18 protein-coding genes are annotated in these 17,969 nt (G+C 61.3%); 16 read left to right on the top strand and 2 right to left on the bottom strand.

The features are described 5' to 3' along the window. Positions 1-164 precede the first annotated feature (164 nt). Positions 165-1,106 carry an AEC family transporter gene (locus tag BQ4888_RS13935; protein ID WP_092057880.1) on the bottom strand — a complete coding sequence of 314 codons (942 nt, stop codon included), beginning with the start codon at positions 1,104-1,106 and terminating at the stop codon, positions 165-167. Between the two features lie 262 nt (positions 1,107-1,368). On the opposite strand from BQ4888_RS13935, the gene BQ4888_RS13930 reads away from it, so the two are divergent. From BQ4888_RS13930 to BQ4888_RS13870, 12 genes are all read left to right on the top strand, one after another. Further along, positions 1,369-2,466, top strand: a complete 1,098-nt coding sequence (locus tag BQ4888_RS13930) for a two-component system sensor histidine kinase NtrB (RefSeq protein WP_092057879.1) — start codon at positions 1,369-1,371, stop codon at positions 2,464-2,466. 9 nt (positions 2,467-2,475) lie between these two features. Further along, entirely contained in the window at positions 2,476-3,840 is a 1,365-nt protein-coding gene (locus tag BQ4888_RS13925) for a sigma-54-dependent transcriptional regulator (RefSeq protein WP_092057878.1), read from the top strand. Between the two features lie 15 nt (positions 3,841-3,855). Next, positions 3,856-5,172 (top strand): trypsin-like peptidase domain-containing protein, encoded by a 1,317-nt coding sequence (locus BQ4888_RS13920; protein WP_092057877.1) that lies wholly within the window; start codon positions 3,856-3,858, stop codon positions 5,170-5,172. A gap of 64 nt (positions 5,173-5,236) precedes the next feature. Continuing rightward, positions 5,237-5,698 carry a PaaI family thioesterase gene (locus tag BQ4888_RS13915; protein ID WP_092057876.1) on the top strand — a complete coding sequence of 154 codons (462 nt, stop codon included), beginning with the start codon at positions 5,237-5,239 and terminating at the stop codon, positions 5,696-5,698. After that, positions 5,695-6,114 carry a metallopeptidase family protein gene (locus BQ4888_RS13910; RefSeq protein ID WP_092057875.1) on the top strand — a complete coding sequence of 140 codons (420 nt, stop codon included), beginning with the start codon at positions 5,695-5,697 and terminating at the stop codon, positions 6,112-6,114. The genes BQ4888_RS13915 and BQ4888_RS13910 overlap by 4 nt, the downstream gene beginning before the upstream one ends. A gap of 62 nt (positions 6,115-6,176) precedes the next feature. Further along, a complete protein-coding gene (locus BQ4888_RS13905; protein WP_170232881.1) occupies positions 6,177-6,710 on the top strand; it encodes a TlpA disulfide reductase family protein in 534 nt (177 codons plus the stop codon). A 6-nt stretch (positions 6,711-6,716) separates the two neighbouring features. Beyond that, the gene (locus BQ4888_RS13900; RefSeq protein WP_092057873.1) at positions 6,717-7,466 is read left to right on the top strand and encodes a cytochrome c biogenesis CcdA family protein; all 750 of its coding nucleotides are present in this window, start codon (positions 6,717-6,719) and stop codon (positions 7,464-7,466) included. Positions 7,467-7,689: 223 nt separating this feature from the next. After that, complete coding sequence (locus BQ4888_RS13895; RefSeq protein ID WP_092057872.1) at positions 7,690-8,127, top strand: Fur family transcriptional regulator; 438 nt, start codon at positions 7,690-7,692, stop codon at positions 8,125-8,127. A 106-nt stretch (positions 8,128-8,233) separates the two neighbouring features. Continuing rightward, entirely contained in the window at positions 8,234-10,195 is a 1,962-nt protein-coding gene (gene feoB / locus BQ4888_RS13890; RefSeq protein WP_092057871.1) for a ferrous iron transport protein B, read from the top strand. 190 nt (positions 10,196-10,385) lie between these two features. Next, complete coding sequence (locus BQ4888_RS13880) at positions 10,386-11,033, top strand: metal-dependent transcriptional regulator (RefSeq protein WP_092057869.1); 648 nt, start codon at positions 10,386-10,388, stop codon at positions 11,031-11,033. 71 nt (positions 11,034-11,104) lie between these two features. Beyond that, complete coding sequence (locus BQ4888_RS13875) at positions 11,105-11,617, top strand: peptidylprolyl isomerase (protein WP_092057868.1); 513 nt, start codon at positions 11,105-11,107, stop codon at positions 11,615-11,617. 134 nt (positions 11,618-11,751) lie between these two features. Further along, a complete protein-coding gene (locus BQ4888_RS13870; protein WP_170232880.1) occupies positions 11,752-12,093 on the top strand; it encodes a putative signal transducing protein in 342 nt (113 codons plus the stop codon). Positions 12,094-12,245: 152 nt separating this feature from the next. Here the strand turns inward: BQ4888_RS13870 and BQ4888_RS13865 are convergent, their stop codons facing one another. Beyond that, positions 12,246-13,847 (bottom strand): aspartate:alanine exchanger family transporter, encoded by a 1,602-nt coding sequence (locus BQ4888_RS13865; RefSeq protein ID WP_092057866.1) that lies wholly within the window; start codon positions 13,845-13,847, stop codon positions 12,246-12,248. A gap of 236 nt (positions 13,848-14,083) precedes the next feature. Here BQ4888_RS13865 and leuB point away from each other — a divergent pair, with 236 nt between their 5' ends. The 4 genes from leuB (at position 14,084) to truA (ending at position 17,866) form a co-directional block, all read left to right on the top strand. After that, the gene (gene leuB / locus BQ4888_RS13860; RefSeq protein ID WP_092057865.1) at positions 14,084-15,172 is read left to right on the top strand and encodes a 3-isopropylmalate dehydrogenase; all 1,089 of its coding nucleotides are present in this window, start codon (positions 14,084-14,086) and stop codon (positions 15,170-15,172) included. A 94-nt stretch (positions 15,173-15,266) separates the two neighbouring features. Then, positions 15,267-16,289, top strand: coding sequence for an aspartate-semialdehyde dehydrogenase (locus tag BQ4888_RS13855; protein WP_092057864.1), 1,023 nt, complete (start codon positions 15,267-15,269; stop codon positions 16,287-16,289). A 33-nt stretch (positions 16,290-16,322) separates the two neighbouring features. Continuing rightward, a complete protein-coding gene (locus tag BQ4888_RS13850) occupies positions 16,323-17,102 on the top strand; it encodes an energy-coupling factor transporter transmembrane component T family protein (protein ID WP_092057863.1) in 780 nt (259 codons plus the stop codon). Positions 17,103-17,128: 26 nt separating this feature from the next. Next, the gene (truA, locus tag BQ4888_RS13845; RefSeq protein WP_092057862.1) at positions 17,129-17,866 is read left to right on the top strand and encodes a tRNA pseudouridine(38-40) synthase TruA; all 738 of its coding nucleotides are present in this window, start codon (positions 17,129-17,131) and stop codon (positions 17,864-17,866) included. The last annotated feature ends 103 nt before the right edge of the window (positions 17,867-17,969 follow it).

Here is a 17,969-nt window from a genome sequence, read left to right as displayed (position 1 = left end):
TGATTCCGAGCACAAAATCTCTCGCCTTTCATGAAGGTAGAGGCCGATGTCGTTAGCTTTCTCCACCCCAGGGGCGAGAGGTCGAAGATGAAATGGCTGTTGAACTTGCCGAAAGGGAGGTCCCTTTTGACGCCATAGACGTCGATCCGGCCGCTTTTGAAGGATCAGAGCCCCTGGGTGCGGAGGATAAAGAGGGCGAGGGTGTAGGTGAGGGCGGAGAGGAGGGTCGACATCATGACGATGGAGCCGGCGAGTTCGGCGTCTCCTTTGAGTTGATGGGCCATGATGTAAGTGGCGGTGGCGGCGGGGGTGCCGGCCATGAGGATGCCGATGGCCAGATCCTGGCCGCCGACGCCGAGAGCGATGAGGATGAGGGTGGCGAGCAGGGGAAGCCAGACGAGCTTGATGCCGGTGGCGAAAGCGGCCCGCACCAGATCCCCTTTGAGCCGTTCCAGGCTGAAGCCGCCGCCGATAGCAATGAGCGCCAAGGGCAGGGTCATGCGGGTGCTGATATCCAGGGCACGCTCGAAAACGACCGGCATGGGCAGGGCGAGAAAGCTCCAGAGAATACCGGCGAAGGAGGCGAGAATGAGGGGGTTGAAGAGGATCTGGCGGATCCAGAAAACGCTGCCCCGTTTCTCCTCGTGCCGGTGCGGCCAGAGCAGGGCGAGGATAGCGAAGAAGTTGAGGACCGGGACGAGAAAGCCCATGAGAATACCGGCGCGGGTGAGTCCGGTTTCGCCGTAGGCGTTGAAGACAATGGCCAGCCCCATGTAGGCGAGATTGCCGCGAAAGGCGCCCTGACTGAAGGCCCCGCGCGCTTCCGGGGGATAGCGCCGGAGGGCGGCGTAGGCATAGGAAACGAAAAAGCCGATGGCGATGGCGGCGGCCGAACCGAGCACCAGGGCACCGTTGAAGTTGGCAAGAAAATCGGCGGCGCCGATCTTGTAAAAAAGTAAAAGAGGCAGACAGACGTAGTAAACGAGACGGTTGGTCTGCAGCAAAAAGGCCTGATCGATCAGGTTCAACCGCTTGAGGCCGTAGCCGAGGGCGATGACCAGAAAGACCGGCAGAACGATATTCAGGATGTCGATAAAAAGAGGCATGGCCGACCATTATCCGTAAAATTCGAAGACCAGAGCATAACCCGCCCCCTTTTGACCTGTCCACGGATATTTTTTACCTGATTTGCGTCGAAGTGTCAGCCTGGGGTGTCAATTCGTCGGAACTCTGTTAAAATCAGGGGCAGCGAAAGTGAGCTGCCTCGCTTTTGCCTCCTGCGATATGCCCTCCCGTTTTTGACGGGAGGGCCTTTTTTAATCCGGCGAAAGGGCTTGAACTCCCTTGGGGCCTGGGGTAAAAACGACCATGGACCGTATTCATTTTCTACGCCTGGGCATTCTGGTTCTGCTGGCGGGGGGCACTACCGCCTTCCACTATCTGACCCCTATCGACCTGCCGGAATATCACGACATCTACCGCCGCGCCTATTATGTGCCGATCATCCTCGGCGGGCTCTGGTACTCGTTGCGCGGTGGGGTGATCACGGCCATCGCCATTTCCATTCTCTACGCGCCCCATGTGGTCTTTCAATGGGGACACCACCCGCAGGTGCCCTTCGGCCAGTATCTGGAAATTTTGCTTTATAATCTCATCGGTTTTCTCACCGGCTTTCTCAGCCAGCGGGGGAACCGGGAGCGGGTACGGGCGGAAAAGGCCCTGCATCGCCTGGAAGAAAGTTATGACAAGCTGCGCCGTCAGGCGGACATGATTCTGGAAATCGAGGATCAACTCCGTCGCGCCGACCGCCTTTCCGCCCTCGGCGAACTTTCGGCGGGGATGGCCCACGAGATCCGCAACCCCCTGGCCTCCATTCGCGGCACGGCGGAGATCCTCCAGGACGCCATCGACCCGGCGGACCGCCGTCACGAATTCGCCGGCATCCTCATCAAGGAAGTCGACCGGCTCAACCGGGTGGTCCGGGATTTTCTCGATTTCGCTCGCCCCGCCGCGCCCCGGCGCGAGCCCTTCGATCTGCTCGCGGCGCTGCGCGAGGTGCTCCTTTTAACCCGGCGACAGACGGATAAAAACCGGGTGCGGATCGAGCTCGTCGGGGAAGGTCGGGTCGAACTGGCCGGCGACCGCGAACAGTTCAAGCAGGCCTTTCTCAATCTGATTCTCAACGCCCTGCAATCGATGCCCGGAGGCGGGACGTTGACGATTTCGCTGGAGTCCGCGCCGGAGGAAATCCGCCTGCGTTTTGCCGATACCGGTCAGGGGATTCCCCCCGAGAGTCTGGATAAGGTCTTTAATCCCTTTTTCACCACCCGTTCCGAAGGGACCGGCCTCGGCCTGGCGATTACCCACCGCATCGTTCAGGGGCACGGCGGACGCATCGAGGTCGCCAGCTCCCCAGGCGCGGGAACCGCCTTTACCCTGCATCTGCCCCGACCGACTCATTCGTAGGAGACTTTCGTGCCCCGTCCCACCATCCTCCTCATCGACGACGATCAATCCCTGCGCCGGGTCACGGAATTCACCCTGCACGAGGCGGGCTACCGGGTGCTGACCGCCGCCGACGGCGGCGAGGGGTTGCGCCTCTTCGCGCAGGAAAATCCCGCTCTGGTCATCACCGACATCCAGATGCCGGGGCTTTCGGGCTACGAGGTGCTGAAAAAGATCAAGGAGCTCTCGCCGGCGGCGCTGGTCATCGTCATCACCGCCTACGGCACGGTGGAGAAGGCGGTCGAGGCGATGAAGCTTGGCGCTTACGACTATCTGACCAAACCCTTCAGCCGCGACGAGCTGACCCTGACCGTCGGCAAGGCTCTGGCCTACGACGGGCTGCGCGAAGAAAACCGCAAGCTGCGCGAAGAGTTGTCAGACAAGGCCGATTTTTCCCGGCTGGTGGGGATCTCCGAGAGCATGCGCGAAGTCTTCGCGCTGGTGCGCAAGGTGGCGGCGAGCGAGGCGACGGTCCTCATCGGCGGCGAAAGCGGCACCGGCAAGGAGCTGGTCGCCCGCGCGATTCATTCAGGGAGCGAGCGGCAGACTGGTCCCTTCGTGGCGGTGAACTGCGCGGCCATTCCCCGCGATCTGCTCGAAAGCGAACTCTTTGGCCACGCCCGCGGCGCCTTTACTGGCGCGATCAAGGAGCGCAAAGGGAAGTTCGAGCAGGCGGAAGGGGGGACGCTCTTTCTCGATGAAGTGGGGGAACTCCCCCTGGATTTGCAGCCCAAGCTCCTGCGCGCCCTGCAGGAACGGGAGATCGAACCGGTCGGGGGGACGGCGCGCAGAATCGACGTCCGCCTGGTGGCGGCGACCAACCGCGATCTGGAAGCGGCCCTGGGGGACGGGAGTTTCCGCGAGGATCTCTATTACCGGCTGGCCGTCATCCCTTTGCATTTGCCACCGCTGCGCGAGCGTCGTGACGATATCCCCCTGCTGGTCCGGCATTTTCTCGACAAGCACGGAAAAAATCCGCCGGTGGTCTGCTCTGAAGCGGCGCTGGAAGCGCTGGCCGACTACGACTGGCCGGGCAACGTGCGGGAGCTGGAAAATGCCGTCGAGCGCATGTTGATCCTCCGTCGGGGTGCAGGCATTGAGCTGGACGACCTGCCACCGAAGATCCGGCGCCCGCGGCCGTCGGTCGCCGTTCCCGTCGCCGGGGTGCTGAATCTCCCCGAGGAGGGCTACCCTCTGGAGGAACTGGAGAAGGAGGCGGTCTTCGAGGCCCTGCGGCGCAACGACTGGAACCAGACCCGCGCCGCCGCCTTTCTGCGGATTCCTCGCCATACCCTGCTCTACCGCATGGAAAAATACGAGATTCGCAAACCCTGAATCTGGAGGCCTGTCATGATCTTTCGGCGCATCGGCTGCGGTTTGATTCTTCTTTTGTTGAGTCTTTTCTGGGGTGGAAATGCCGTCGCTGCGGAGCGGCGCACCCCGGTCGTCGCGGCGGTGGAAAAAGCCGGACCGGCCGTGGTCAACATCCGCACCGAGAAGCTGGTTCGGCGCGGCGGAACGCCCTTCTTCGGCTTCTCTGATCCCCTGTTCGAGCAGTTTTTTCGGGAACTCGCTTCGCCACGCACGTACAAGACCCAGTCCCTTGGCACCGGGGTGATCATCGATGCGCAAGGGCTGGTGCTGACCAACGCCCATGTTATCGAAAAGGCCTCGAAAATTTTTGTGGCCCTGACCACCGGCGGCCGCGAACTGGAGGCGGAACTGGTCGGCCAGGATCATCAGCTCGATCTGGCGGTACTGCGCATTCTCGGCGCCGGACCCTTCCCCGCGCTGAAACCGGCCCGCTCCGACGATCTGCTGGTGGGGGAGACGGTCATCGCCATCGGCAACCCCCTGGGGCTCGGCCATTCCATCACCACCGGCGTCATCAGCTCGACCCGGCGCCGCATGTCCACCGAAAATAACGAATTCGGGCTTTTTATCCAGATGGATGCGCTGGTCAACCCTGGTAACTCCGGGGGGCCGCTGATCAACATCAACGGTGATCTCATCGGCATCAACACGGCGATCATCCAGCAGGCTCAGGGAATCGGCTTCTCCATCCCCATCGACACGGCCAAGCGGGTACTCGACGACCTCATCGAGTTCGGCCGGGTGCGCCCGGCCTTTACCGGCATTCTTCCCGGTGAAGTGGGGCAGGCGTTCAGCAACAGCCTCGGGGCGGGCGGGGTGCTGGTTCACGGCGTCGAGCCCGGCTCTCCGGCGGAAAAGGCCGGGTTGCGGATTGCCGATGTGCTGCTCACCATCGACGATGATGCCATCGGCACCACCGATGAATATCGCTCTCTGCTGCGTACCTATACCCCCGGTGACCCTCTGCGCCTGGGGATTTTGCGTGGCGCTGAGCCTTTGGCGCTGACGTTGAAGCTGGCCGAAATTCCCGCAGGCTATGCCGTCGATTATGCCGAGCGCGTTTTCGGCCTGCGCCTGGCCGACAGCCGCCAGGGATTGCGGGTGCAAGGGGTGAGTGCCGGGAGCAAGGCGGAAGAGATCGGTATCCGCCCCGGCGACTTCGTCACCGAGGTGGCCGGGGTGAGGCTCTCCTCGGTCGATGAGTTCAGTCGCCTGATGGAACGCCTCTATGGCCGGCAGCCTCTGCGTTTTCTGGTGGTGCGGGGCGGCCGCGGGTATTATGTGGAGTTGTAGCAGGCTGAAGGCTGAAGACTGAAGACTGAAGGGGCTTTAAATCGACGTTGTGAGAGGATATTTTATGGCGCGTTTGTTGGTGGATGGGGAGGCTTTGCGGCGGCCGCTGGAGCGGCAGTTTGCTCTGGATGGCTGGATCGACACCGCGCCCTTCGAGGATCTGGTGGGGTTGCGTATTGTCGAGGCGGAAGGAGGCCGAGCGCTGCTGACCGTCGATTTCCAGGTGAAACTGGCCATGGGGGGTGGTTTCATGCACGGCGGGGCGCTGACGACCCTGGCCGATACGGCGGTGGCCATGGCGATCAAATCCCTGCTGCCGCCGGGGACGATTTTTGCCACGACCGAGTTGACCACGCGCTTTCTGGCGCCGGTCAAAGAGGGAAGGGTGACGGCCCGGGCCGAGGTGCGCGGACCGGAAGGTCGTACTTTTTACGGCGAGGCCGGTCTTTTCGACGAGCAGGGGACGGAGGTCGCCCATTTCACTTCGGTCTTCCGCGTCGCCCGCAATCAGGGTTTCGAGGCGTGAATCGGCGCACCTTTGAACATCTGGTGACGCGTATGGTCGCCAAAATCCCCGGGGAGTTTCTCGCCGAGGTGCGTAATCTCTCCTTTCAAGTCGAAACCTGGGCCGACGCCGAGACCCTGGCCGAGGTCGGTTTTGACGATCCCCGCGACCTGCTCGGCTACTATCGCGGGGTGCCGCTGGATGAACGGACCCACGATTATACCGGGTTGCCCGACGTCATCACCATCTATCAGGGGGCGGTGGAAAATTACCGGGACGAAACCAGCGAGTCGATCGGCAAGATCGTGCGCGAGACGATCATCCACGAACTGGCCCATTATTTCGGTTTCAGCGAAGAGCAGATGGATGTCATCGAAGCGCTCTGGGCGGAGGCCTCGGACGGCCTGGCAGTGAAACCGGGTGCGGGCGAATCTTGACTTTTTTCGTATCCAATAGTACAAATTTCAAATATCGAATTTTTCATATGAAAGGACCATTCATGCGTTCATCCCTTTTAGTCAGCCTTTTTGCACTTCTGCTCGGCTCGGCCGTGCCGGCTTTCGCCGGTGTTTCGCGCCCCGAAGTCCCGCCTTCGGCCGGGGTCAAGGTCGGTGCTCTGGCGCCCGATATTCAGCTTGTCGATCTGAACGGTAAGACCGTCACCCTTGAACAGTTTCGGGGGAAGGTCGTCATGCTTAACTTCTGGGCGACCTGGTGTCCTCCCTGCCGGGCCGAGATGCCGGCCATGCAGCGCCTCAACGACAAGATGGCGGGACTCGATTTCGTCATGCTTGCGCTCAACGTCGAGCCCGACGGGGAGCACACGGTTCCGAACTTTCTCCAGGGGAAATCCTATACGTTCCCCATTCTGCTCGATCCGGGGGCGAAGGCGCAGAACCGCTATGGTGTCTTCCGTTTCCCTGAAACTTTAATCATTGGCAAGGATGGCATCATTCTCAATCACATCCTCGGCGCCCGGGAATGGGACGATTCTTCGACCGTCGACTACCTCAGCTTTCTGGCGAAGGGATAAGACCTTATGGGTAACGCTGCCGACCTGACCTACTGGATCGCTTTTTCCGCCGGGGTGCTGAGCTTCTTTTCCCCGTGCGTGCTGCCGCTGATTCCCTCTTATCTGACCTACATCACCGGCCTTTCTTTTGGCCAGCTGCAGGACGCCAACCCTTCGGCCAAGGTGCGGATGGCGGTCATCCTGCACAGCCTGGCCTTCATTGCCGGGTTCTCGGTCGTCTTTATCAGCCTCGGCGCCCTGGCCGGAGTGGCTTCTTCGACCTTTCAGGAACACATGCGTGAAGGGTTGGTCTGGGTGCAGCGCATCGGCGGCATTCTCGTCTTTCTCTTCGGTGTGCATATGTCCGGACTCTTCCACTTCGGCGTATTGCTGGGGGAAAAGCGGGTGCAGTTGCGAGAGAAGCCGAGCGGTTTCCTCGGCACCTTTCTCGTCGGTCTGGCTTTCGCCGCCGGCTGGACCCCCTGTATCGGCCCCATTCTCGGCGGCATCCTCGCTCTGGTGGCCGGGACCTCGGCCGATTACGCCAAGGGGATTTTTATGCTGGCGGTCTATTCCGCCGGTCTTGGCATCCCTTTTCTGATCGCCGGGGTGCTCTTTCACAGCTTTCTTTCCTTTTTCAACCGCTTCCGCAAGCACATCCGCGTCATGGAGATTATTACCGGCGGGCTGCTGATGATTGTCGGCTTCATGCTCTTTTTCAACCTCTTCGGAAAACTCACGGGGTATCTGTACCGTTTTCTCCCCATGACCGGCTGATCAACTGATCGGCCAATTATCGGCGACCGGGTAGGCGCTGAACCACAGGGGCACGGAGGACTCTGGGATTCAATTCCCGGTTTTCTCCTTGCCCTTGTGTGTTTGTGAGCGCCGCGAACGGGTGGTGATGCCACCTTTCTTTTTTCATAACCCCTCAAATCCCCTTGACCAACTTCGGCTCTTGTTGTATTTTGAAATCCAATTTCAATAAAGGGGCGAGCCGATGCGGGAGAAAACACAGATCTTTCGAGATTATCTGACTCAGCAGGGACTTAAGTCGACCAGTCAGCGGGAGATCATTCTTGACGCCTTTTTGCGTTGCGGCTCCCATCCTTCGACGGAAGATCTCTACCTCAAGCTGCGCAAGAAACATCCCAATATCGGCTACGCCACCGTCTACCGTACCCTGAAGCTCTTCTCCGAATGCGGTATCGCCGCTTCCCGCGATTTCGGCGATGGCCAGACCCGCTACGAATCGACCACCGACGCCGAACATCACGACCACCTCATCTGCAAGGACTGCGGTGCCATCGTCGAATTCGAGGATCCGCGCATCGAAGCGTTGCAGGAAGAGATTGCCCGTCAACACGGTTTCATTCTGCTCAGTCATCGTCACGAAATCTTCGGCCGCTGTCCTCTCTGCCAGGAAAAGGCGGGGTGATTTTTCCGGCCCGCGGTATGAAAATGATCGTTCATCCTGAAATGGCGCGGACGCCTATCCTTATCGGGCGACGTTTTCTTCGTCATTGCCTCCGGAAGTGAATCGCATGTCAGAAACGCAGCTTTCCCACGGTCAACGCAAAATCATCCTGGTCGGCAATCCCAATGTCGGCAAGAGTGTCCTTTTCAATTCTCTGACCGGTGCCTACACCACCGTTTCCAACTATCCCGGTACCTCGGTGGAAGTCTCCCGCGGCCACTGCGACATCGACGGTGAGCGCTACGAGGTTCTCGACACCCCCGGCATGTACGCCCTGTTGCCCATCACCGAGGAGGAGCGGGTGGCGCGGACCATCCTGTTGGAGGAAGACCCCCGGGTGGTGGTGCATGTCCTGGCGGCGCGCAACATCGAGCGCATGCTGCCCATGACCCTGCAACTGATCGAAGCAGGGCTGCCGGTGCTGCTGGTGGTCAATATCCTGGATGAAGCCGAGAGTGTCGGCATGAGTATCGATATCCCGCTGTTGCAGGAAAAGTTGGGGATCCCCGTGGTCGGCGCGGCCCTGGGGCGGCGCCGGGGGCTGGCGGAAATCCGCGCGGCCATCGCCGCTTTTGATCCCCTGCACCGGGCGCGTTTCGCCTATGCCGCCGACCTGGAGCGAGATATCGCCCGGGTGGCGATGTTGCTGCACGGCGACTACCGCCTCGACCGGCGCGCCCTGGCGCTGTTGCTCTTGCAGAAGGATGAGGAAATCCACCAGCGGGTGCTGGCGGTGGAGGAGGAGCGGCGCGAGGACATCGACAACGTGGTCAAGGACATCGTCTTCGAACGCCGTGTCGATCTGCATCTGCGTATCAGCCTGGAACGCAAGCGGGTCTGCAAGGGGCTGCTCGACGGTGTGATTAGCCAGCGGCAGGGGGGCGGCCCGACCTTCTCCGAACGTCTTTCGGGCTGGACCATGAACCCCTGGACCGGCGTGCCGCTACTGCTGGCGGTCCTCTATTTCGGTCTGTACCAGTTTGTCGGCGGCTTCGGCGCCGGGACCATCGTCGATCTCTTTGAAGGGCGGCTCTTCGAGGAAATCATCAATCCCTGGGTGGTCGACCTGGGGACGCGCTATCTCCCCTGGACCTGGCTTTATGAATTGCTGGTCGGGGAATATGGTATTTTTACCCTCGGCGTCCGCTATGCCGTGGCCATCGTTCTCCCCATCGTCGGTACCTTTTTCATCGCCTTTTCGGTGATCGAGGACACCGGTTACTTCCCCCGGTTGGCGATGCTGGTCGATCGCCTTTTCAAACGCATCGGCCTCAATGGTCGGGCGGTCATTCCCCTGGTTCTCGGCTTCGGCTGCGACACCATGGCGACCATCGTCACCCGCACCCTGGAGACGGTGCGCGAGCGCATCATTGCTACCATCCTGCTGGCGTTGGCGATCCCCTGCAGCGCCCAACTCGGCGTCATCCTCGGCCTGCTTTCCGAGGTGCCGGGTTCGCTGCTCGTCTGGTCGCTGACCCTGGCGGCGATCTTTCTTTTTATCGGCTTTCTCTCGGCGCGGATGGTGCCGGGGGAGCGACCGATGTTCTACATGGAAATCCCCCCTCTGCGCATGCCCCAACCGCGCAATGTGCTGGTCAAGACCCTGACCCGCATGCAGTGGTATTTTCTCGAAATCTTCCCGCTCTTCATTCTCGCGTCGGTGATGCTCTGGGCCGGGAAGATGACCGGTGCCCTCGACTGGCTGGTTCGGGCCATGTCCCCGGTGATGCTGGCTCTGGGGCTGCCGACGGAAGTTTCCGCCGCCTTCATCTTCGGTTTCTTCCGCCGTGACTTCGGCGCCGCCGGACTCTATGATCTGCAGACCGCCGGCTTGCTCAACCCGGCGCAGCTCACTGTGGCGGCGGTGACCCTGACCCTTTTCGTTCCCTGTGTCGCCCAGTTTCTGGTCATGTTCAAGGAGCGCGGCGGTAAGGTCGCCTGCGGCATCTTCGTCTTCGTCACCTTGTTTGCCTTTTCCGTCGGCTGGGGTCTGAACCGGCTGCTTCTCTTCACCGGGGTACTCTCATGAAGTGCGGATTCTGCGGCCGGGAAATCCCCGCCGATCACGTCCAACAATCCTGCGGGATGTGCAAGGGCGGCTGTCGTAAGATACACTGTCCCTATTGCGGCCATGAAAACCCCGCGACCCCCGCTTATCTGCGCCGACTGGCGGAAAAAAAAGAGGCCAAAAGCCAAACTCACCAAGAGGATGACCATTCATGAATCTATCGGAAAAAGCCGAGGATATTCTTGAGGCCCTGTGGATCGCCACGGAAGAGGAGGGGGATAATTCCGCCCATCTCAGCACCCTCGGTGTCGGACCGGATGACGAGGCGTTGCGCGAACTCGATCGGCTCGCCTATATCGACATCAAAGGCGAGCGGGTCTATCTGCGCCAGGAAGGCTGGCCCGAGGCACGCATGACCGTACGCCGCCACCGCCTGGCCGAACGTCTGCTTATGGACGTGCTCGACCTCAAGGGCACTTCCGGTGACGAGCGCGCCTGCGAGTTCGAGCATCTGCTGCGCCTTGGTGTCGATACCAAGCTCTGCACCCTGCTCAACCATCCCACCACCTGCCCCCACGGCAAGCCGATTCCGCCCGGGGAATGCTGCGAGGAAGCCCGTCGCCAAGGAGAGACCGGCGTCGTCGCCCTGACTGAACTCAAGGCCGGCAGCACCGGGGAGATCGCCTACCTCTCCACCAGCGACCCGAAGAAGATGCAGAAGCTGATGAGCATGGGGGTCTTGCCCGGCAATACCTTGCAACTCAGCCGCACCTATCCGACCTTCATCTTCAAGGTCGGTCATTCGGAGTTTGCCGTCGACCAGGAGCTGGCACGGGAGATCTTCGTGCGTAAAGGTTAAAATTCCCCTCGTTCCTCCTTTGAAAAGGGGGATGTCGAATCTTTTGAATATCTGTAACGAAAGGACCATCGATGAGCGCATCCAATCCCCTTGTCCAGATCGACACCTCTCTGGGCGAGATCGTCCTTGAACTCTTTGCCGAACAGGCTCCCGTTACCGTCGAGAACTTCATCGCCTACGCCAAGGCCGGCCGCTACGACGGCACCATTTTTCATCGCGTCATCAAGGGCTTCATGATCCAGGGGGGCGGTTACACCGTGGAGATGGAGGAAAAGCCGACCCGTCCCCCCATCGTCAACGAGGCCCGCAACAAGCTCAAGAACAAGACCGGAACCGTCGCCATGGCCCGGACGACGGAAGTCGACAGCGCCGCCGCCCAGTTCTTCATCAACACCGAGGACAACAAATTCCTCGACAACACCGGGACCAGCGCGCAGGATTTCGGCTACTGCGTTTTCGGTCAGGTGGTCGACGGCATGAAGGTGGTCTACACCATCGAACAGCAGGCCACGACCAAAGTCGCCGGCCACGACGACCTGCCCAAGGAAGCGATCGTCATCAACCACGTCGAAGTGCTGGATTAAACTTAAGTTCGCCGATTGAATCATCAACTGGAAGCCGCTTGCGGGGGGATATCCCGTTAGCGGTTTCATTGATTCTGGGCGAGAGGGAGGACGAAGAACCTCCATTCCCGCGGCACCGGACAGGGAGGTAAATATTGATCAAACTTTTCTCCCCCGAAAACGAAGTGCAACTCGCCTTGGCGAAGAGCCTGCTTGAAGCCGAAGGGATCCCCTTTTTCGTCCACAACGATCATTTCGGTTCGTTGTACGTCGGCATCCAGATCGAATTTCTCAACCGCAAGACCATCATGGTGGATGAGGCCTATGAAGCACGGGCAAAAGAGGTCATCGCCGATTTTCTGCGTCAGGATATCGCCGAGCCGGCGCCGAAGAAGACGACATACTCTGCCTTGGACAAGCTGCGCATGATTGCGGAGGGGCTGGTTTTTGGCTGGGTCGTGCCCGGGAAAAGGCGGCGGAGGAAAAAAAAAGAGTAGCGTCTGGCTTGGACGGTGAAAATGCTGCAGCTCGACGAAGCACAAGGGGCGAAAGAGATCAGCTCTAAGTTTCTCTATCAGCAGTAATTAAGTTTTTGATGGATTTTTCAAGAAAGGCGCGCGGCCTGTCCGATGGATGGGCCGCGCGTTTTTTATCCCGGCAGGATCAGCAGCAGAATCTTGACCGCGAGGATCTTGCCGATGAGCGCCACCGGGTAGACGGTGGCGTAGGCGGCGGCGGCGTAGGGGGTGGCGGAGAGGGCGTTGGCGGCGGCCAGGCCCGAGGCGCTGGTCATGCCGCCGACCAGGGCGCCAATCAGACGCAGCAGGCGGATGCGCAGAAGATACATCCCGACGAGGGCGGCGAGGATCACCGGCACCAGGGTGACGAGCATCCCGGAAACGAGCAGCGGCCAGCCCTGTTCCCGCAAGGTGTCGACAAAGGTCGTCCCGGCCGAGGTGCCGACCGCTGCCATGAAGAGTGCCAGGCCGAGATCGCGGATCAGCCGGTTGCCGGCATCGGGGAGGTCCCAGATCAGGGGACCGGTCTGGTAGCGGGCGCCAAGAAGGAGACCGGTGAGCAGAGTGCCACCGGTGGTGCCGAGCTTGAGCGGTCCGACCAGCGGCAGAGGCAGGACCAGGTTGCCGAGGAGCAGGCCGATCAGCAAGCCCACCAGAATCGGCAGCAGGCTGATGTCGTAGGTGGCCTTGAGGTCGTTTCCAAGCATCCGGCTGATGTTGCGCATGGCCCTTTCGTCCCCGACGAAATGGAGCACATCGCCCAGATGCAGGCGGGTGTTGGCGTCGGCCGGCAGGTCCATACCGTTACGGGTGATGCGCGCCACCTGCACATTGAAGGTTTCCCGGAAGTTGAAGAAGCCGAGGGTGCTGCCGGCGAATTGTCGTTTGGAGAGGACGATGCTCTTCCTGCCCAGCATTCGCTCGAAGGCGATCTGCCGATCCACCGGCTTGCCGATGTAGAGCTGCACCTTCTCCAGGTCGGCGGGGCGCCCCACCACGCGCAGCTGATCCCCTTCTTCCAATAGGGTGTCGGCGCCGACCAGAACCGGCTCTTCGGCGTCCTTGGCGAGGAGGCGGGTGATGGTCACTGGGGCGATGCTTTTGAGAAAGATGTCGGCAACGCGCTTGCCGAAGAGGTTGGGATTGCTCACCTCGATGTGCATGGAGGTAATCGGCGGGTTTTCCTCCGTCAGTTCCTTCGCCAGGAGCTCTTCCTCGGCGCGGATGTCGGCTCGGAGCAGGCGCGGCAGCAGTTTAATAAGGACGGCCATGCCGATGACGCCGAAGCCGTAGGTCACGCCGTAGGCGGCGGGTGCGTGTTCATGGCCGACGACCTCTACCGCCGCCGCCAGCGACGGGGTGCTGGTCATGGCTCCGGAAAGGAGTCCGGCGCCGGTGCCGGCGCCGAAGCCGAACACCTTGCAGCAGGCCCAGGTGATTAGGGTGCCGCAGAGGGCGATGAAGAGTACGGCAAGGGTCATGGGGATGCCGTGGCTGCGGAAGGAGCTAACGAAACCGGGACCGGCCTGCAAGCCGACGGCGTAGATGAAGAGGGCGAGGCCGATGGTCTGCACCCCGGCGGGGACGATAAAGCCGAAGTGGCCGAAAGCCAGGGCCACGAAAATGATCGCCGAAGGGCCGAGGGAGAGATTCCACAGCCGTGCCTTGCCCAGCAGTTCGCCGAGGACGATGATCGTGAGCAGAATGACGATGGGGTTTTGCAGCAGGGGCATAGAGAAGCAGACTAAGGCTGAAGGCTTAAGGGAATTGGGGTAGAGTTTAGCCCAGGCGTGCGTTAAAGTCCAGCGGACTTCCCTTTACCGTTGCCCGAGTCGGTCATCGGGCCGGGCAAAAAAGGTTTGACTTCTCCCCATGCACCTCTTTATTATTGGCAACCGTTTGAAAAATCTGTCTTTTTTGTTTATTCGACATGAAACCTATTTGGTCCGGCTAAAGGAGATGAGCAGGCATGGCAAAGACGTACAAAGTAGCGGTTCTTCCCGGCGACGGCATCGGCCCCGAGGTCATGGCCGAGGCGCTGAAGGTGCTGGATGTCATTGAAAAGAAGTTCGACGTAAAATTCGCCCGCACCTTCGCCAATGTCGGCGGCGCCGGGATCGACCTTGAAGGCAAGGCGCTGCCGCAAACGACCATCGACATCTGCAAGGCCTCCGACGCCATTCTCTTCGGCTCGGTCGGCGGGCCCAAGTGGGAGAGCCTGCCTCCCGACGAGCAGCCCGAACGCGGCGCCCTGCTCCCCCTGCGCAAGATCTTCGGCCTTTACGCCAACCTGCGTCCGGCGATCATCTTTCCGGCCCTGACCGGCGCGTCGAGTCTCAAAGAAGAAGTCATCGCCGGTGGTTTTAACATCCTGGTGGTGCGAGAGTTGACCGGCGGTATCTACTTCTCCCAGCCCAAGGGGATCGACGGAGAAGGGGATGCCCGGGTCGGTGTCGACACCATGCGTTATAGCGTGCCGGAGATTGAGCGCATCGCCCATGTCGGTTTCAAGGCCGCGCAGAAGCGCGACAAGAAGCTCTGCTCCATCGACAAGGCCAACGTGTTGTCGACTTCGGTGCTCTGGCGCGAAGTGGTCACCCGCGTCGGCAAGCAGTATCCCGACGTGCAGCTTTCCCACATGTACGTCGATAACGGTGCCATGCAACTGGTGCGTTGGCCCAAGCAATTCGACGTGCTGCTCTGCGAGAACATGTTCGGCGACATCCTCTCCGACGAGGCCGCCATGCTCACCGGCTCCCTCGGCATGCTCCCCTCGGCCTCTTTGGCCGAAGGCACCTTCGGCATGTACGAACCCTCCGGCGGCAGCGCCCCTGATATCGCCGGCCAGGGGATCGCCAACCCCATCGCCCAGATCCTGTCGACGTCGATGATGCTGCGCTACTCCTTCGCCATGAATGATGCCGCCGACGCCATCGACACGGCGGTGGAAAAGACCCTCAACCAGGGCTACCGCACCGGCGACATTTTCCAGAACAAAGCCGGTGAGAAGAAGGTCAACACCGTCGAAATCGGCGCCGCGATCATCGCCAACCTTTAATCGCCACAGCCATAGAGACAGGGCACGGGGAATCGCGGTTCTCCCGTGCCTTGTGTTTTTTCAGCCCCGAAGAAATCCAGGGAGTCTCAAATCCATGTCCAAAGAGTTCCATATCGCCGTGGTCGGCGCCACCGGTGTTGTCGGTCGGCAGTTGCTCGAAATCCTCGAAGAGCGGGATTTTCCCGTGGCACAGTTGCGCTTGCTTGCTTCGGAGCGTTCCGACGGAGAGTTTCTCGACTTTCGCGGGGGTTCGCTGCTGGTGCAAAGGCTGGACGAGGAGGCCTTCGCCGGCATCGACCTCGCCTTCTTCTGCGCGCCGGCGGCCGTCAGCGCCCGTTTCTGCCCCATCGCCGCCGGCGCGGGGGCGGTCTGTATCGATTTTTCCGGCGCCTGGCGCATCGATGCCGATGTACCGCTGGTGTTGCCGGAGGTTAATCCCCATGAAATCGCCCGGGCCCGGGGCAAGAAAATCATCGCTATCCCCGGTGCGGCGGCAGCTGCCCTGGCCGTGGCGCTCAAGCCGCTACATCAGCTCAGCCCTCTGCGGCGGCTGGTGGTAACGAGCGTGCAGGCGGTTTCCGGAGCCGGCCAGGCGGGGATCGACGAGCTGCGAGTGCAGTGCGGCGAATTGCTCAATGGCCGTCCCTGCGACGCCAAGGTCTTTCCCCGACAGATCGCCTTCAACTGCCTGCCGCAAAATGGCCCTTTCGATGCCGATGGGGTCGATGCCGAAGAGGCGGCGCTGGTTCACGACCTGCGGCGGCTGCTTGACCTTCCCGAACTGGGGGTCAGTGCCACGGCAGTTCGGGTTCCGGTCTTTTACGGTTACAGCGCGGCGGTGAACGTCGAAGCGCAAGGGGCGCTCTCTCTGCCTCAGGCGCGCGCGGCCCTGGCTGCAACCCCCGGTGTGGCCCTGATCGATGAGCCGGCCGAGGGGGATTACCCGACGCCGGTCGATGCTGCCGGTCAGGATGAGGTGCAGGTCGGACGTCTGCGCGTCGACGGCTCCCGCCCCGGCGGGCTCGATCTCTGGCTGGCGGCGGATAACCTGCGGGCCGGTGCGGCTCTGCCGGCGGTACGGGTGGCGGAATTGCTGTTTTTAGGGCGTGAGGAGTGATTCATAGGGAGTGGGGAGTGGGGAGTGGGGTCTGTGCTGGATGATCTGATGCTGGGGCGCTATGTGTCGGGGGATTCTCCCTTACATCGTCTCGATGCCCGGCTCAAGCTCTGCGTCCTGCCTCTTTTCGCGGTGGCGAGCTTCGCCACTGCTGTCCCGGCGCGACTGGCGGCTTTGGTCTTTTGCTTTATCACCTTCTTTCTTCTTTCAGGCCTGCCCTGGCGACTCGCGTTACGGAGCCTCCGTTCCCTGCGCTGGCTGCTGCTCTTTACCCTGCTGCTGCACCTTTTTCTGACCCCCGGCCGGACCCTCTTCGGCTTCGAATTTTTATCCTACGACGGGCTTCTGCGCGGGCTCACCGTCTCTGTCCAGCTGCTGCTGGCGATGGCTTTTTCCTCGCTGCTGACCCTGACCACCTCCGTCGAGGCGCTGGCCGCCGCCGTCGCCGCGCTCCTTTTGCCTTTGCGCCGCTTGGGGCTGCCGGTGACGGAACCGATCCGCCTCGGGCAGCTGGTGTTGCGTTTCATCCCTCTGCTGCGGGAGGAGACGGCCCTGCAGGTCGCGGCCTTTCGCGCCCGGGGCGAGGAGCTTGGCCAGGGCTCCCTGACGGCGCGAGGACGGCTGGCGGCACGGATGCTGGCGCCGTTGATCCTTGGCCTGGTCGACCGCGCCGATGCCCTGGCCCGGACCAGCGTCGCGGCTGGTGAATCTTTCGATTCCATCGGCGCGGCGACCTGCGCCCTATCCCCCTGGAACCGTTCCCTGGCTACCGGTGCCCTCTTGGCATTGCTGCTCATCTGGGCCTATCTCTGATCTCTTTCCGTTCGCGGTGACATTGCATGAAAACCATCCGCCTGACCATCGAATATGACGGCACCGCCTATGTCGGCTGGCAGATTCAGGCCAACGGCACGGCCGTGCAGCAGGTGCTGGAAGAGGCCCTGACGAAGATACTCGGCCATGCCGTGCGGATCACCTCGTCGGGGCGGACCGATGCCGGAGTTCATGCCCGGGGGATGGTGGCGCATTTCCGCACCGAGCGCGAGCTGCCGATGAGCGCCTATCGCGAAGGGCTCAACTGTCTGCTGCCGGCGGATATTGCCGTGCGCACGGCGGTCGAGGCGGCGGACGATTTTCACGCCCGCTTCGATGCCCGGGGCAAGTGGTATCGCTACAGCCTACTTACCGCGCCGGTGCGCTCCCCCCTGGCGGCCCGTTTCTCCTGGTATGTGCCGCGCCCCCTCGACGAAGAACGGATGCGTCAAGGGGCGGAAATGCTGGTGGGACGTCACGATTTCGCCGCTTTTCGCACATCCGGTTGCGACGCCCTGACCACGGTGCGGGAAATGCGTTCGGTGGAGTTGGTTCGGGAGGGGGAATTGCTCCATATCGACGTCAGGGGAACCGCCTTTCTTCGCAACATGGTGCGCATTATGGCCGGTACCCTGGTGGAGATCGGTTGGGGCAAGCTCAGCCTCGACGAGCTTGCCGGGCTGCTGCGAGGGGAACCGGGGCTGCGGCCGGGGCGCACCGCGCCGCCGCAGGGACTCTGTCTGATGGAAGTCCGGTACGAGTGAAAGGGGGGGCGTTTTCGCCCCCTTTTTTATGAGAAATATGCGGGATTTTGAGCGTCGAGATGTTTTTTGACCAAAATCAAAAAATGTTCTATTTTTTTCTTGA

This window comes from Desulfuromonas acetexigens, assembly GCF_900111775.1.
Lineage (GTDB): Bacteria > Desulfobacterota > Desulfuromonadia > Desulfuromonadales > Trichloromonadaceae > Trichloromonas > Trichloromonas acetexigens.
The sequence above is the reverse complement of the archived record's forward strand: the minus strand, read 5'-3'. Positions and strand labels throughout refer to the sequence as shown.

Bases quoted from the DNA above. Each gene is read 5' to 3' on its own strand.
- BQ4888_RS13935 (WP_092057880.1), bottom strand. From the start codon at position 1,106: ATGCCTCTTTTTATCGACATCCTGAATATCGTTCTGCCGGTCTTTCTG.
- BQ4888_RS13930 (WP_092057879.1), top strand. From the start codon at position 1,369: ATGGACCGTATTCATTTTCTACGCCTGGGCATTCTGGTTCTGCTGGCG.
- BQ4888_RS13920 (WP_092057877.1), top strand. From the start codon at position 3,856: ATGATCTTTCGGCGCATCGGCTGCGGTTTGATTCTTCTTTTGTTGAGT.
- BQ4888_RS13915 (WP_092057876.1), top strand. From the start codon at position 5,237: ATGGCGCGTTTGTTGGTGGATGGGGAGGCTTTGCGGCGGCCGCTGGAG.
- BQ4888_RS13905 (WP_170232881.1), top strand. From the start codon at position 6,177: ATGCGTTCATCCCTTTTAGTCAGCCTTTTTGCACTTCTGCTCGGCTCG.
- BQ4888_RS13900 (WP_092057873.1), top strand. From the start codon at position 6,717: ATGGGTAACGCTGCCGACCTGACCTACTGGATCGCTTTTTCCGCCGGG.
- BQ4888_RS13895 (WP_092057872.1), top strand. From the start codon at position 7,690: ATGCGGGAGAAAACACAGATCTTTCGAGATTATCTGACTCAGCAGGGA.
- feoB (WP_092057871.1), top strand. From the start codon at position 8,234: ATGTCAGAAACGCAGCTTTCCCACGGTCAACGCAAAATCATCCTGGTC.
- BQ4888_RS13880 (WP_092057869.1), top strand. From the start codon at position 10,386: ATGAATCTATCGGAAAAAGCCGAGGATATTCTTGAGGCCCTGTGGATC.
- BQ4888_RS13875 (WP_092057868.1), top strand. From the start codon at position 11,105: ATGAGCGCATCCAATCCCCTTGTCCAGATCGACACCTCTCTGGGCGAG.
- BQ4888_RS13865 (WP_092057866.1), bottom strand. From the start codon at position 13,847: ATGCCCCTGCTGCAAAACCCCATCGTCATTCTGCTCACGATCATCGTC.
- leuB (WP_092057865.1), top strand. From the start codon at position 14,084: ATGGCAAAGACGTACAAAGTAGCGGTTCTTCCCGGCGACGGCATCGGC.
- BQ4888_RS13855 (WP_092057864.1), top strand. From the start codon at position 15,267: ATGTCCAAAGAGTTCCATATCGCCGTGGTCGGCGCCACCGGTGTTGTC.
- truA (WP_092057862.1), top strand. From the start codon at position 17,129: ATGAAAACCATCCGCCTGACCATCGAATATGACGGCACCGCCTATGTC.